Origin of the sequence: Kitasatospora sp. NPDC097605, assembly GCF_040302725.1 — a bacterium.
Classification (GTDB): Bacteria; Actinomycetota; Actinomycetes; order Streptomycetales; family Streptomycetaceae; genus Kitasatospora.
On record NZ_JBEOSF010000022.1, the window covers coordinates 41,079 to 53,914 of the forward strand.

General features: G+C 75.2%; 15 protein-coding genes. 6 read left to right on the forward strand and 9 right to left on the reverse strand.

Annotated elements, in window-relative coordinates; all coding sequences use genetic code 11:
- Nucleotides 1–141 precede the first annotated feature (141 nt).
- Both ABTX81_RS24050 and ABTX81_RS24055 read left to right on the forward strand, forming a co-directional pair.
- A complete protein-coding gene (locus tag ABTX81_RS24050) occupies nt 142–474 on the forward strand; it encodes an ArsR/SmtB family transcription factor (protein WP_350549044.1) in 333 nt (110 codons plus the stop codon).
- A 155-nt stretch (nt 475–629) separates the two neighbouring features.
- Nucleotides 630–1,487 carry a class I SAM-dependent methyltransferase gene (locus ABTX81_RS24055; RefSeq protein WP_350549046.1) on the forward strand — a complete coding sequence of 286 codons (858 nt, stop codon included), beginning with the start codon at nt 630–632 and terminating at the stop codon, nt 1,485–1,487.
- Between the two features lie 12 nt (nt 1,488–1,499).
- On the opposite strand, the gene ABTX81_RS24060 is transcribed toward ABTX81_RS24055, so the two are convergent.
- Nucleotides 1,500–2,129: a TetR/AcrR family transcriptional regulator gene (locus ABTX81_RS24060; RefSeq protein WP_350549048.1), complete on the reverse strand. Its 630-nt coding sequence runs from the start codon at nt 2,127–2,129 to the stop codon at nt 1,500–1,502.
- A gap of 182 nt (nt 2,130–2,311) precedes the next feature.
- Between ABTX81_RS24060 and ABTX81_RS24065 the strand changes: the two genes are divergently transcribed.
- Entirely contained in the window at nt 2,312–3,070 is a 759-nt protein-coding gene (locus tag ABTX81_RS24065) for an SDR family oxidoreductase (RefSeq protein WP_350549224.1), read from the forward strand.
- A 40-nt stretch (nt 3,071–3,110) separates the two neighbouring features.
- On the opposite strand, the gene ABTX81_RS24070 is transcribed toward ABTX81_RS24065, so the two are convergent.
- On the reverse strand, nt 3,111–3,977 hold the full coding sequence (locus ABTX81_RS24070; RefSeq protein ID WP_350549050.1) for an NAD(P)H-binding protein: 867 nt from the start codon (nt 3,975–3,977) through the stop codon (nt 3,111–3,113).
- 100 nt (nt 3,978–4,077) lie between these two features.
- On the opposite strand from ABTX81_RS24070, the gene ABTX81_RS24075 reads away from it, so the two are divergent.
- Nucleotides 4,078–4,506 (forward strand): winged helix-turn-helix transcriptional regulator, encoded by a 429-nt coding sequence (locus ABTX81_RS24075; protein ID WP_350549052.1) that lies wholly within the window; start codon nt 4,078–4,080, stop codon nt 4,504–4,506.
- Between the two features lie 7 nt (nt 4,507–4,513).
- Here ABTX81_RS24075 and ABTX81_RS24080 read toward each other — a convergent pair whose 3' ends face one another.
- The 3 genes from ABTX81_RS24080 to ABTX81_RS24090 form a co-directional block, all read right to left on the reverse strand.
- Nucleotides 4,514–5,824: an alpha/beta hydrolase family protein gene (locus ABTX81_RS24080; RefSeq protein ID WP_350549054.1), complete on the reverse strand. Its 1,311-nt coding sequence runs from the start codon at nt 5,822–5,824 to the stop codon at nt 4,514–4,516.
- Between the two features lie 153 nt (nt 5,825–5,977).
- Nucleotides 5,978–7,189 carry an acyl-CoA dehydrogenase family protein gene (locus tag ABTX81_RS24085; RefSeq protein ID WP_350549056.1) on the reverse strand — a complete coding sequence of 404 codons (1,212 nt, stop codon included), beginning with the start codon at nt 7,187–7,189 and terminating at the stop codon, nt 5,978–5,980.
- 3 nt (nt 7,190–7,192) lie between these two features.
- Nucleotides 7,193–8,242, reverse strand: coding sequence for a phosphotransferase family protein (locus ABTX81_RS24090; protein WP_350549058.1), 1,050 nt, complete (start codon nt 8,240–8,242; stop codon nt 7,193–7,195).
- Nucleotides 8,243–8,433: 191 nt separating this feature from the next.
- Between ABTX81_RS24090 and ABTX81_RS24095 the strand changes: the two genes are divergently transcribed.
- Entirely contained in the window at nt 8,434–9,531 is a 1,098-nt protein-coding gene (locus ABTX81_RS24095; RefSeq protein ID WP_350549060.1) for a hypothetical protein, read from the forward strand.
- Nucleotides 9,532–9,538: 7 nt separating this feature from the next.
- Here the strand turns inward: ABTX81_RS24095 and ABTX81_RS24100 are convergent, their stop codons facing one another.
- Complete coding sequence (locus ABTX81_RS24100; RefSeq protein ID WP_350549062.1) at nt 9,539–9,955, reverse strand: VOC family protein; 417 nt, start codon at nt 9,953–9,955, stop codon at nt 9,539–9,541.
- A gap of 10 nt (nt 9,956–9,965) precedes the next feature.
- On the reverse strand, nt 9,966–10,385 hold the full coding sequence (locus ABTX81_RS24105) for a helix-turn-helix domain-containing protein (protein ID WP_350549064.1): 420 nt from the start codon (nt 10,383–10,385) through the stop codon (nt 9,966–9,968).
- 62 nt (nt 10,386–10,447) lie between these two features.
- Between ABTX81_RS24105 and ABTX81_RS24110 the strand changes: the two genes are divergently transcribed.
- Entirely contained in the window at nt 10,448–10,954 is a 507-nt protein-coding gene (locus ABTX81_RS24110) for a DUF2199 domain-containing protein (protein ID WP_350549066.1), read from the forward strand.
- Nucleotides 10,955–10,992: 38 nt separating this feature from the next.
- Here the strand turns inward: ABTX81_RS24110 and ABTX81_RS24115 are convergent, their stop codons facing one another.
- Both ABTX81_RS24115 and ABTX81_RS24120 read right to left on the reverse strand, forming a co-directional pair.
- On the reverse strand, nt 10,993–11,892 hold the full coding sequence (locus ABTX81_RS24115) for a Gfo/Idh/MocA family protein (protein ID WP_350549068.1): 900 nt from the start codon (nt 11,890–11,892) through the stop codon (nt 10,993–10,995).
- Between the two features lie 163 nt (nt 11,893–12,055).
- Nucleotides 12,056–12,796 carry a DedA family protein gene (locus ABTX81_RS24120; protein ID WP_350549226.1) on the reverse strand — a complete coding sequence of 247 codons (741 nt, stop codon included), beginning with the start codon at nt 12,794–12,796 and terminating at the stop codon, nt 12,056–12,058.
- Between the last annotated feature and the right edge of the window lie 40 nt (nt 12,797–12,836).

Here is a 12,836-nt window from a genome sequence, read left to right on the forward strand (position 1 = left end):
CAGGAGTGAGCATTGTTGGACGCTAGGGCAACAGTTTGATACTCGCCAAACAGTACGGATCGATGGATGATTGTCAAACCTTGTCGAACCGTCCCGTCCGCGCGCGGCACCCCGCGCCCGACCCCGAGGAGGCCGCCGGCCATGACCGACGACGAGCGGCTGCCCCAGCCCGCCCCCGCCGAGATCGACCTGGTCACCGTGCTGCACGCGCTCGGCGACCCGGTCCGGATGCGGCTGCTGACCAGCTACGCGGACGGCGCGGAGCACTCCTGCGACCCGCGCCACCTGGGCCTGGAACACCTGCACAAGTCGACCGTCTCGCACCACATGCGGGTGCTCCGCGAGGCCGGCGTCACCACCACCCGGGTCGCCGGGCGCAACCGGTTCGTCTCGCTGCGCCGGGCCGACCTCGACGCGCGCTTCCCCGGTCTGCTGGACGCCCTGCTCGCCGCCGCCCGGGCCACCGCGCGCTGAGCCACACCCCGCCGCGCCCCGCCGCACCCCGCCGCGACCGCCCGTCCGGCCGCACCGGACCGGCGCCGCGCCGGACCGCTCGGTAGCGTGACCGCGACGGCAAGGGCGCGCCCGCACGGCAGCGGCGCGGATCAGCGGAAGGCCGGGCGGATGCGATGACCGGAGACGTCGGAGGCGAGCTCGATCTCGGCGGGCTGCGGCGGGTCTACGGCACCCGCGGCCACCGGCTCTTCTACACCCTGGTCTGCCGTCGCGCCCGGCACTGGGGCTGGACCGAGCCCGGCCAGTCCAAGTGGCGCTGCTGGCGGGCGCAGCGCCAGCTGGAGGCCGTGCTCGGCCGCAAGCTCGCCCTTCCGCCCGACTCCCGGGTGCTGGACGCCGGCTGCGGCTCGGGCGTCGTCGCACGCCGGCTCGCCGCGCGCCTGGGACTGCGGGTCACCGGGGTCGACCTGATGGACTTCCACGTGCGCGAGGCGCGCCGGCTGAGCACCCGGGCCGCCCTGGAGGACCGCACCACCTTCACCTGGGGTGACTTCCACGACCTGGAGTACGCGGACGGCTCGTTCGACGGCGTCTACGCGATGGAGACGCTCTGCCACGCCTACGACCCGGGCCGGGCGCTGGCCGAGTTCCACCGGCTGCTGCGCCCGGGCGGACGGCTGGTGCTGCTCGGGCCGGCCGCCGTGCCGCGCGCGGAGATGCCCGCGCCGCAACGGGCGCTGCTGGAGCCGTTCCTGGACGCGATGGTGCTGCCCGGCGCCCGGCACTACACCACCCGCACGCTCGGCGCCCTGGTCACCGGCGCCGGGTTCCGGCTGGAGGAGGAGCTCGACGCCACCCGCTACTACCTGCCGACCACCGAGGCGCTGTACGCGTACTTCCGGCTGCCCTACGCGGTGCTGCGGCGGTTCGGGGCGGCCGAGCGGTGGCTGGGGCTGCGCTCCACGGTGGAGATGTACGAGCTGCGCCACCACGTCGCCTGGATGGTGCACACCGCCGTCAAGGACGGCTGAGCGGCGGGTGGCTCAGCGCGCGGCGCCCAGCATCCGCAGCACCAGGTCGCCGTAGCGGCGGCCGAGTTCCCCGGGTGTCTCGCTGCTGCGGTCGGTGTACCAGCGGGAGACGTCGATCCCCAGCGAGGTGACCGCGCGGGCGGCCGTGCGCACCTCGGCGACCTCGAAGGCCCCGGCCGCCAGGCCCGCCTCGATCAGCACGGTGACCTCGCGCTCGATGTCCAGCCGCAGCGCCGCGACGGCGGCGTAGTCGTCCGGCGGGAGCGCGTGCAGCTCGTAGTTGACCACCCGGCCGACCGTCCGCGCCCGGGCGTGCCAGGCGGTGAACTCCTCGACCAGGCGCCGCATCCGCACCACCGGGTCGCCCCCGCCGGCCGCCGCCGCCCGGACCAGGGCGAGCGTCGCCGCGTGCCCGGCCCGGCTGATCTCGGCCAGCAGGGCCGCCTTGGACGGGTAGTGGATGTACAGCGCGGCCGGGCTCATCCCGGCGCCGGTGGCGATGTCCCGGGTGGTGGTGGCGTGGAAGCCGCGCTCGGCGAAGGACTCCACGGCGGCCTGGAGCAGCCGGTACGCCGCCTCCGGGCGGGCGTCGGCGCCGCCGGGCAGGGTGGGCCAGAGTTCGGCGATGGGCGTGCTGGTCATGGCGCCATCCTCGCAGATCGGTCGGCCGGGCAGCCGTACGGGCGTTCGGCCCGCGGGGCCGCCGCGGGCTGTTGACAGGGTCCCGCACCGCCACCATGCTGAGCAAGCGCTTGGTCAGCGCCAGAGTCAGTGCCGTCGTCAGCGGCCCGGTCGGCCGCGCGCTCCACGCCGAGAGGACCCCCGTGGTGAACTCCTTCAAGGGCCGGGTGGCCGTCGTCACCGGATCGAGCCGGGGCATCGGCCTCGGCATCGCACGCGAGCTGATCGCCCGGGGGGCCAGGGTCTGCCTCACCGCCCGGACCCCGGAACCGCTCGCCGAGGCGGTCCGCGACCTCGGCGGCCCGGAGGTCGCCATCGGCGTCGCCGGCCGCGCCGACGACCCGGCCCACCAGGAGGAGGCGGTCGCCCGCACCCTGGAGGCCTTCGGCCGGCTCGACCACCTGGTCAACAACACCGGCATCAACCCCGTCCACGGTCCGGTACTGACCGTCGACGAGGCGGCCGCCGCCAAGACCCTCGCCGTCAACGTGCTCGCCCCGCTGGCCTGGACCCGCCGCGCGCACGCCGCCTGGATGGGCGAGCACGGCGGCTCGGTGGTCAACGTCGCCTCGGTGGCCGGGATCCGCGCCTCGCCCGGCATCGGCCTGTACGGGGTCTCCAAGGCCGCGCTGATCCGGCTCACCGCCGAACTCGCCGCCGAGCTGGGCCCCCAGGGCATCCGGGTCAACGCCGTCGCCCCCGCCGTGGTGAAGACGAAGTTCGCCGAGGCCCTGTACGCGGGCCGCGAGGAGCAGGTCGCCGCCGGCTACCCGCTGGGCCGGCTCGGCGTGCCCGAGGACGTCGCGGGCGCCGTCGCCTTCCTGCTCTCCCCCGACGCGGCGTGGATCACCGGCCAGACCGTGGTGGTGGACGGCGGCGTCACCCTCGGCGGCGGCCTGTGAGCGGCGGCGCTCCCGGCGGCCCGCCTGACCGGGCGGCGGGTCACCAGGCGGCGTCGGTGCCGGCCGCGATGACGTCCAGGGCCGGGCGCGGGGCGCGGCCGAGGAGGGCGGCGAGGTCGCCGGGCTTGCCGGGGCCGGCCAGGAAGCCGTGGGCGATCGCCGAGCAGGTGCCCGCCAGCATCGGGACCTGGAAGGCCTCCACGCCCGAGGCCGCGACCGCCGCCCGGGCCCCGGCCAGGGTGCCCGGGCGGTACTCGACCGGGCGGCCGGTGGCGCGGGTCAGCGCGGCGGCGACATCGGCGCCGCCGACCGCCTCCTCGCCGACCAGTTCGTAGATCCGGCCCGCGTGCCGGTCCGGCTCCAGCGCCACCTTCACCGCGACCTCGGCGAGGTCGGCGCGGGCGACCGCCGCCAGCCGGCCGTCGCCCAGCGGGGCGGTGATCACGCCGTCGGTGTCCGGCCGGGCCAGGAAGCCCAGGAGTTCGGCGTAGAGGCCGTTGCGCAGGATCGTCCAGCGCAGGGTGGCCGACGCCCGCAGCCGACGCCCGGTCCAGCGGTGCGCCAGCGCGTAGGCGAGGTGGTCGCCGCCGCCGGAGAGGCTGGTGTAGACGACGTGCCCGACGCCGGCGCGTTCGGCCGCCCCGATCGCCGCCCGGTGCCGGGCGATCACCACGTCGTCCTCGCCGTAGCCGGCCGAGATCAGCAGCAGCGTCCGCACGCCGGCGAAGGCCCCCTCCAGCGTGCGGGGCCGGTCGAAGTCCACCGTCCGCACCGGGACGCCGACCCGCGGCGCCCGCTCCGGCGTACGGCTGCCGGCCAGCACGCCGGCCACGGTGCCGGGCCGTTCGGCCAGTCGCTCCAGCACCAGCGAGCCGAGGCCGCCGTTGACACCTGTGACGAGAAGCATGGTCGTTCCTCCGAGAAGTCGGTACCGGGCCCGCGTCCCTGCTCAGCGGCCCGATGACCATCCTCGGTAGCCTGGCCGTCCGACGTAAGGAGGCACTTCGATGTCAGTGGGGCACACCGCGGTAACCACCCCGCCCGCCGCCGGCCGCCCGGTGGTCTGGTGCGAGGACGGCGTGGACTGCGGGATCCGCGACCTGCTGAACCGGCTCGGCGACCGCTGGACGGTCCTGGTGGTGGTCGAACTCGCCCAGGGTGTGCGGCGGTTCCGTGAGCTGCAGCGCGCCGTACCGGGGATCTCGCAGCGGATGCTGACCCTGACGGTCCGCCGGCTGGAGCGCGACGGCCTGGTCTCCCGCACCGTCCACCCGACCGTCCCGCCGCAGGTGGAGTACGAGCTGACGCCGCTCGGGCACAGCCTGACCCATCTGGTGCGGGCGATGGCCGACTGGTCCTACGACCACCACGACGCCATCGCCGACTCCCGGCAGGCCTGGGACGCCGCCAACCCGGACTCCGAACTCGCCAGGTGACGGGGCGTCAGTGTTCGAAGCGGACCTCCGGGAAGCGCGGCGAGGGCCCGTCCAGCAGGTGGTCGTCATGGCCGCGCAGCCAGCGGTCGAAGAAGGAGCCGACGTACGCGCGGGTGGCGGCCACCGCCCGCTCCGGGCGGACGTCGCCGATGTCGCGGCGCACGGCCTCCTCCCCCACCGCGCCCTGGCGGGCGAGCTGGGGCAGCAGCGCCTGGGCGTCGGTGTACGAGCCGTGCCGGGAGCCGAGCAGGGTGATGTCGGCCTTCCAGCCGCGGGTGTGCTGCCAGAACGCGGCCCAGCCGGGCTGGCCGGTGTAGGGGCCGGAGTCCGCGCTCTCGGTGCCCATCAGCAGGAACGGGCGGTCCAGGCCGTCCTCGGCGACACCGCTCAGGTACGCCCCGGTGCCGTCCGGGCCGGGGAAGTGCAGCTGGCCGTCCAGGTTGACGCCGGCCTTGATCCGGGGGTCGTCGTGCATCGCCTGGGCGGCGGTGAACCCGCCGGCGGAGTGGCCGGCCATGCCGATCCGGTCGAGGTCCAGTGAGCCGGCCAGCGCCGCCGGGAGCCGGCCGTCGCTGCGCAGTGCGGCGAGCTCGTCCAGCACGAAGCGGGTGTCGGCGACCCGGACGGCCGTGGCCTTGCGGAGCAGCGCGCCGATGTCGAGCCCGGGCTGGGCGGCCAGTGCGGGGAACACCGAGGTGGCCAGCCGCCCGTCCGGGAAGGCCACCTCGGAGGCCTCGTAGGGGTGGTCGACGGTGACCACGACGTAGCCGCGCGAGGCGAGGTCCTCGACCAGGCCGGTCCCCCAGGTGCGGGGGTCGCCGAGCCCGGCCGACCAGAGGACCACCGGGCGCGGCCCGGCTCCGAGCAGCGGCGGGGCGTCCGGGCGGGCGTGGGTGCGCACCCAGGTCCAGTCGGTGCGGTCCGGCGTCGTGCCGTAGTTGAAGACGGCCGCGCCCTCCTGGCCGCCGAAGTGCCGGCCGGCGCTCGGCACCATGTAGGGCGCGCGCTCCTTGTCGTGCGCCGGGCGGGTGGCCGGGTACCAGAGGCTGATCATCAGTTCGCGGGCGCGGCCCGGCCGCCAGGGGTCCTCGCGGCCGGGGTCGGACAGGCGCAGCGCGGTGGTGCCGACGGCGTAGGGGCCGGTGGGCTGCGGCAGCGCGGCCCCGGCCAGGCGCTCGGCGACGGCCGGGGCCGCGGAGGCGGGCACGGCCACCGCCCCGGCGGCGGTCAGCACCGTCGTGGCCGCCAGCGCGACGGCGATGCCCCGGCGCAGCCCCCGCAGGCCCCGCACGTCCTGTCCCCGGCCCCGTTCGCGCATGGTTCCCAACTCCCCGACTCCCCGTGTGACGGCCCGTACGGCGACGGTACGGGCCGGACCGGTGCGCGGACGTCATACCCCGGAGCCAACCCGCCGGGTGCTACCGGGGTATGACCCGGCCGGGGGCATCGCACCGGGGTGCCACACCGAGGGTCAGCGGTGGCGGCGCAGCTCCCGCCGGGCCAGCGAGCGCTTGTGCACCTCGTCCGGTCCGTCCGCCAGCCGGATCGTCCGGGCGGCCGCCCAGAGCGCGGCGAGCGGGGTGTCCTGGCTGACGCCGGCCGCGCCGTGCGCCTGGACGGCCTTGTCCAGGATCCACTCGACGGTGCGTGGGGTGGCGATCTTGATGGCCTGGATCTCGGTGTGCGCGCCCCGGTTGCCGACGGTGTCCATCAGCCAGGCGGTCTTGAGCACCAGCAGCCTCGACTGCTCGATGCGGACCCGGGATTCGGCGATCCAGTCGTGGATCACGCCCTGGTCGGCGAGCGGCGCGCCGAAGGCCGTCCGGCCGAGGACGCGCCGGCAGGTCAGTTCCAGAGCGCGTTCGGCCATGCCGATCAGCCGCATGCAGTGGTGGATCCGGCCGGGGCCGAGTCGGGCCTGGGCGATGGCGAAGCCGGAGCCCTCCTCGCCGATCAGGTTCGCGGCGGGGACGCGGACGTCCTCGAAGGTGATCTCGGCGTGGCCGCCGTGGTCGGCGTCGTCGTAGCCGAAGACGGTCATGCCGCGCCGCACGGTCACGCCGGGGGTGTCGCGCGGCACCAGGATCATGCTCTGCTGCCGGTGCTTCTCGGCCGCCGGGTCGGTCTTGCCCATCACGATGAGGATCCGGCAGTCCGGGTTCATCGCGCCGCTGATGTACCACTTGCGGCCGTTGACCACGTACGTCCCGCCGTCGCGTTCGATCCGGGTGGCGATGTTGGCGGCGTCGGAGGAGGCGACGTCGGGCTCGGTCATCGCGAAGGCCGAGCGGATGCGGGCGTCGAGCAGCGGTTCCAGCCAGCGTTCGCGCTGCGCGGCGCTGCCGAACTCGGCGAGCAGCTCCATGTTCCCGGTGTCGGGGGCGGCGCAGTTGAGGGCGGGCGGGGCGAGGTGCGGGCTGCGGCCGGTGATCTCGGCGAGCGGGGCGTACTGGAGGTTGGTCAGCCCGGCGCCGTGCTCGCCCGGCAGGAAGAGGTTCCAGAGCCCCTGCTTGCGCGCCTCCACCCGCAGGTCGGCGATCACCGCCGGCACCTCCCAGGCGGGCCGGCGCGGGTCGGCGAGCTGGGCGGCCAGCACCGGTTCGGCGGGGTGGACGTGCCGGTCCATGAACTCCGTGAGCCGCTCGCGCAGTTCGAGGGTGCGCCGGTCGTAGGCGAAGTCCATCGGTCAGTGTCCCTTCAGCGTGGTGAGGCCGTGCTCGACGAGCAGCGGCGCCATGGTGCCGGCGCGTTCGAAGCCGGACCCGAGGGTGCGCCCCTGCCGGTAGCGGTAGTGGATGCCCTCGGCGACGACGGCGAGCTTGTAGCAGGCGAAGGCGACGTACCAGTCGAGCGCGGCGGCGTCGCGGCCGGTCGACCCGGCGTAGCGGGCGACGAGTTCGGCGCTGTGCGGGAAGCCGGGGGCGGTCGCGGCGGAGGGGATGAGGCCGCCGCCGACACCGGCCAGTTCGGTGTACATCACCAGCAGCCCGACGTCGGTGAGCGGGTCGCCGAGCGTGGACATCTCCCAGTCCAGGACGGCGGCGACGGTGTCCCGGCCGTCGCGCTCGGCGACCAGCACGTTGTCGAGCCGGTAGTCGCCATGTACCAGGGCCGGCGCCGGGGAGTCCGGGCGGGCGGCGGCGAGCAGCTCGTGCAGCCGGTCGACGCCGGGCAGCTCCCGGCTCCGCGAGGCGTCCAACTGGGCCGACCAGCGGCGCAGTTGTCGCTCCAGGTAGCCCTCGGGCCGGCCGAAGTCGGCGAGCCCGACGGCCACCGGGTCGATCCGGTGCAGGGCGGCGAGGGTGTCCACCAGGGCCTCGCCGATGCCGCGCACCCGCCGCTCGCCGAGCGCGGCGAGGGCACCGGCGTCCCGGTGCACGGTGCCCGGCACGTACGCCATCAGGTACCAGGGCGCGCCGAGCACCTCCGTCCCGGGGTCGAGGTGGACGGTGGCGGGCACCGGCACGCCGGTGTCGCGCAGGGCGGTCATCACCCGGTACTCGCGGCCCATGTCGTGCGCGGTGGCGAGCACGTGCCCGAGCGGGGGCCGGCGCAGCACCCAGACGGTGGCGCCGTCGGTGAGCCGGTAGCTGAGGTTGGAGCGGCCGCCCTCGATGAGCTCGGCGCGCAGCGGGCCGGCCACGGTGCCGGGCAGCTCGCGGTCGAGGTGGGCGCGCAGCCGCTCCAGGTCCGGCCCGGGCGGGGCGGCGGGGGGCTCCGGCGTGGTCTCGGGCACGGGCACTCTCCATTCGTCGGCCGGGGCGCCGTCGTTGACTAAGCGCTTGCTCAGCATTCAGTCGGCGTCCGCGCCCTGTCAATCCCCACCGCCGCCGATCCGGCCCGTTCCCCGCCGCCGATCCCCCGGTTCCGCCGCCGATCCCCGCGGGCCGTCACCCCGGGCCCCGGCGGACCGCCACAATGAGCGCCATGAGGTTGATCCACACCGTCGCCGGCGTGCTGCTCCTGCTGGTCACCGTCGCCAGCATCCTGCGCACGCTGGTCGTCCCGCGCGGCCTGTACTCCTCCCTGGTGCACGGCCTCTGGCGGATCCTGCGGACGATGCTGCGGCTCGCCGCCGCGCCGTTCGGCACCTACCGCGCGCAGGACCGGGCGCAGACCTGGCTGGCACCGCTGATGCTCACCGGGATGCTGGGCGTCTGGCTCGGCGGCATGCTCGTCTCCTACACGCTGATACTGCACGGCACCTCGGAGCTGGACTGGGCGGTCTCCATCCGCGAGGCGGGCTCCAGCCTCTTCACCCTCGGCTTCGCCAGCGGCGAGCGGCTCCACCTCTCGCTGATCGACTTCGTCGCCGCCGCCAGCGGCCCGCTGGTGATCGCCCTGCAGATCGCCTACCTGCCGACCCTCTACGCCGCCTACAACCGGCGCGAACTGGAGGTCACCCTGCTGCAGTCCCGGGCCGGGGAGCCCGCCTGGGGCCCCGAACTGCTCGCCCGGCAGTCCCTGGTGGACACCGAGACCGCGCTCCCCCAGCTCTACCGGGACTGGGAACGGCTCGCCGCCGACCTCGGCGAGAGCCACTCCAACTACCCCGTGCTGATCTCCTTCCGATCCCCGCAGCCCAACCGCAGCTGGGTGGTCGGGCTGATCGCCGTCATGGACGCCGCCGCCGTCCACCTGGCCGTCTGCCCGCGCAGCGCCCCGCCCGAGGCACGGCTGGTGCTGCGCGCCGGGTTCACCGCGCTGCGCGACATCGGCCGGTCGCTGCGCCTCGACTTCGACGCCGACCCGGCCCCGGACGCCCCGATCCGCCTCGGCTACACCGAGTTCGACGCCGCCGTGGCGATGCTCGCCGCCGCCGGCTTCCCGCACGAGCGGCCCGCCGCCGAGGCCTGGCCGCACTTCCACGGCTGGCGGGTCAACTACGAGCCGCTGGCCTACGAGCTGGCCCGGCGCAGCGACGCCGTCCCCGCGCTGTGGACCGGCCCGCGCGACTTCCGGGCCCCGGCCATCCCCCCGGCCCGTCCCGCCGACCGCCGGCCCGCGCCCGGCCCGGGGAGGTGAGCCGCCGCTACGCGCCCCGGCGCTGGGTGAAGCGCAGCATGTTGCCGGCCGGGTCCCGGAAGGCGCAGTCGCGGACGCCGTACGGCTGGTCGATCGGCTCCTGGAGCACCTCGCCGCCGGCGGCGCGGATCCGCTCGAAGGTCGCGTCGCAGTCCTCGGTGGCGAAGATGACCGCCCGCAGCAGGCCCTTGGCCAGTAGCTCCGCCATCGCCTGCCGGTCGGCCGGAGAGGCGTTCGGGTCGGCCAGCGGCGGCTCCAGCACGATGTCCACGTCCGGCTGCGACGGGGCGCCGACCGTCACCCAGCGCATGTTCTCGAACCCCACGTCGTTGCGGACCTCCAGGCCGAGGACGTCGCGGTAGAAGGCGAGCGCCTTGTCGTGGTCGTCGACGGCGATGAAGCACTGTGAGAGCTTGATGTCCATGGGGCTCACGCTACGGGCGGGGCGGGAGTTTCGCTTCTCCGTTCCTGACCGGCCGGGTGTAGAGCTTCGCGTAGCACGCCGGGATCGCGGCGCCGTCCTCGTGGCCGCGCGCCCGGTAGGCGCTCGGGCTCTCCCCGACCAGCCCGGTGAACCGCGAGCTGAACGACCCCAGCGAGGTGCAGCCCACCGCGAAGCACACCTCGGTGACCGACAGGTCCCCGCGCCGCAGCAGCGCCTTGGCCCGCTCGATCCGCCGGGTCATGAGGTAGCTGTACGGAGTCTCCCCGAACGCCGCCCGGAAGCTGCGCGAGAAGTGCCCCGGTGACATCAGCGCCACCCGCGCCAGCGCCGGCACGTCCAGCGGCCGGGCGTAGTCGCGGTCCATCGCGTCACGGGCCCGGCGCAGCAGGGCGAGGTCCTCCAGGTTCACCCCTCCACCCTCGCACGGGGCGGTGCCGGCGGGCCCCCGCCCGCCCCCTGTGCTCAAGCGCCATGTCCACCGAACACTCTTTCGCCTGCTCCTGCTGCGACGGGCGGCACGACGGCCCGCCGCGCTCCTACGGCGCCCCGGCTCCGGTGAGCTGGAAGCCGCGCTACGCCCGGCGCAAGGACAGCCGGCTCACCGCCGACCAGTGCGTGATCAAGGACCGCGAGTTCTACGTCCACGGCCTGATCGAGATCCCGGTGCGGGACGGCGGCGACCCCTTCTCCTGGGGCGTCTGGGTGTCGCTGAGCGGGACCGGCTTCGCCCGGATGCACGAGCTGGGGGAGGACCCGGCGCGGGAGCAGGAGCCGCCGTACTTCGGCTGGCTGACCACCGAGCTGCCGGTCTACCCGGAGTCCACGCTGCTGCTCAAGACCCACGTCTACACCCGGGCGGTGGGCCTGCGCCCGCTGATCGAGCTGGAGCCCACCGACCACCCGCTCGCCGTCGAGCGGCGCGAGGGCATCACCGAGGACCGGGTGCGGGAGTTCGCGGAGCTGCTGCTGCGCAGCTGACGGCGGCGGGGCGGGGCGGGGGGTGGGGGCGGGCGGGCTCAGACCTCGACGGTGGTTCCGGTGGCCAGCGAGCGCTCGGCGGCGGCCAGGATCTCGACGGTGCGCAGACCGAAGGCGGCCGAGCACGGATGCGGCTCGCCGGTGCGGGCGGCCGTCGCGAGGGCGTCCAGGGCCCGGTGGAAGGCCGCGACCGGCCCCTCCCCGCGCTCCGGGAGCTGGACGGTGCCGGACTCGCCGCGCAGTTCCATGCCGGTGCCGCCGCCGGCGACCGGGGTGGTCAGGCTCAGCGCGAGGGTGCTGGAGGCGCCGCCGACGTGCCGCAGCACGAGGTGGACGGTGTCCAGCGGACCGGCCACCGCCGTGACGGAGGCGGCGTCGCCGATGACCGGGAGCAGCACGGAGAGGGCGTGCGGGCCGACGTCCCAGAGCGCGCCCTTCTCCTTGCGCCACGCCGAGGCCGCGTACGGGCTCGTGGAGTCGGGGGCGAACACCGAGCCGAGCCAGTCCGAGCGGCCGGTGAACCAGCCGCCGACGGCCGCCTGCTTCTCGATCCACGGCAGCTGGTCACCGCCGAAGCGGACGGTGAAGAAGACCACCGAGGCGACCCGGTGCGCCTCGGTGGCCTCGACCACCCGGCGGGCGTCGGGGACGGTGAGCGCCACGGGCTTGTCGAGCAGCAGGTGGCAGCCGGCCTCGGCGGCGCGCACCGCGAGGTCCGCCTGCACGGTCGGGGGCAGGGCGATGGAGACGGCGTCGACCTCGGCGAGCAGCCGGTCCAGGTCGGTGTGGCCGGGGACGCCGTACCGCTCGCCGAGCGCGGCGGCCGCCTCGGGGCGGCGGCCCCAGACGCCCGCGAACTCGACGCCGGGGTGCTCCGCCAGGACGGGTGCGTGCACCCGCTCCGCCCACGGGCCGGTGCCCAGGAGTCCGATCCGCATGCTGTTCCCACTTCTCCGTCGTGTACCGGTGTCGGTTCGGGTGTCGGTTTCACGCGAACGCCGCCGCCGGAGGGTGTCCGGGCAGCGGCGGGCGTGGCGGTCCGGCCGGCCCGGGAGGATCCGGGCGGTGGACCGGGGTGGACCCGGGAGGGGTCCGGGCCGGTCAGTCCGCGGCGGGCGCGGTGACCGTCGGAGCGGCGGCCGCGCCGTCCCTCGCCGCGGCCTTCTCGTCCTTCCCGGCCTTCTCCGCGGCCTTCTCCGCGGCCTTCTCCTCGGCCACGGCGTCCTCGGCCTCGTGGGCCTTGGCGGTCTTGGCCGCCCGGCGCTTCATCAGCCACGCCGAGAGGGCCCCGCCGGCCGCGGCGACCAGCAGACCGATCCAGGAGAACTTCGACAGCCACTGCTCGGCGACCTTGCCGACCTGGTAGACCAGCAGGGTCGTGCCGCCGGCCCAGACGATGCCGCCGAGGACGTTGGCGATCAGGAACTTCCAGTACGGCATCTTCAGCGCGCCGGCCAGCGGCCCGGCGAAGATGCGCAGCAGGGCGATGAAGCGGCCGAAGAAGACCGCCCACATGCCCCACTTCTGGAAGGAGCGCTCGGCGGTGGCCAGGTGGCTGGGGCCGAAGTGCTTGGGGAACCTCCGCCCGAGCTTCTCGAACAGCGGCTTGCCGCCCTTGCGGCCGATCGAGTAGCCGATCGAGTCACCGATGATCGCGCCGAGGATCGCGCAGACCGCCACCCAGACGGGGCTGACCACACCGCGCGCGGACAGCAGGGCGGCGGAGACCAGGGCGATCTCCCCGGGAAGCGGGATCCCCAGCGACTCCAGTCCGATGATCAGAGCCACCAGGGCGTACACCGCGCCCGGTGGTACGCCTTCGATCCAGGCGTCGATGTGCAGCAAGGCCAGTACCTCCGTGGCAGGACGGGATCCACGGCGG

Excerpts from the sequence above, each read along its gene's own strand:
- ABTX81_RS24095 (WP_350549060.1), top strand. The coding sequence starts at position 8,434 with ATGAGGTTGATCCACACCGTCGCCGGCGTGCTGCTCCTGCTGGTCACC.
- ABTX81_RS24085 (WP_350549056.1), bottom strand. The coding sequence starts at position 7,189 with ATGGACTTCGCCTACGACCGGCGCACCCTCGAACTGCGCGAGCGGCTC.
- ABTX81_RS24075 (WP_350549052.1), top strand. The coding sequence starts at position 4,078 with ATGTCAGTGGGGCACACCGCGGTAACCACCCCGCCCGCCGCCGGCCGC.
- ABTX81_RS24070 (WP_350549050.1), bottom strand. The coding sequence starts at position 3,977 with ATGCTTCTCGTCACAGGTGTCAACGGCGGCCTCGGCTCGCTGGTGCTG.
- ABTX81_RS24060 (WP_350549048.1), bottom strand. The coding sequence starts at position 2,129 with ATGACCAGCACGCCCATCGCCGAACTCTGGCCCACCCTGCCCGGCGGC.
- ABTX81_RS24115 (WP_350549068.1), bottom strand. The coding sequence starts at position 11,892 with ATGCGGATCGGACTCCTGGGCACCGGCCCGTGGGCGGAGCGGGTGCAC.
- ABTX81_RS24055 (WP_350549046.1), top strand. The coding sequence starts at position 630 with ATGACCGGAGACGTCGGAGGCGAGCTCGATCTCGGCGGGCTGCGGCGG.
- ABTX81_RS24100 (WP_350549062.1), bottom strand. The coding sequence starts at position 9,955 with ATGGACATCAAGCTCTCACAGTGCTTCATCGCCGTCGACGACCACGAC.
- ABTX81_RS24110 (WP_350549066.1), top strand. The coding sequence starts at position 10,448 with ATGTCCACCGAACACTCTTTCGCCTGCTCCTGCTGCGACGGGCGGCAC.
- ABTX81_RS24050 (WP_350549044.1), top strand. The coding sequence starts at position 142 with ATGACCGACGACGAGCGGCTGCCCCAGCCCGCCCCCGCCGAGATCGAC.
- ABTX81_RS24080 (WP_350549054.1), bottom strand. The coding sequence starts at position 5,824 with ATGCGCGAACGGGGCCGGGGACAGGACGTGCGGGGCCTGCGGGGGCTG.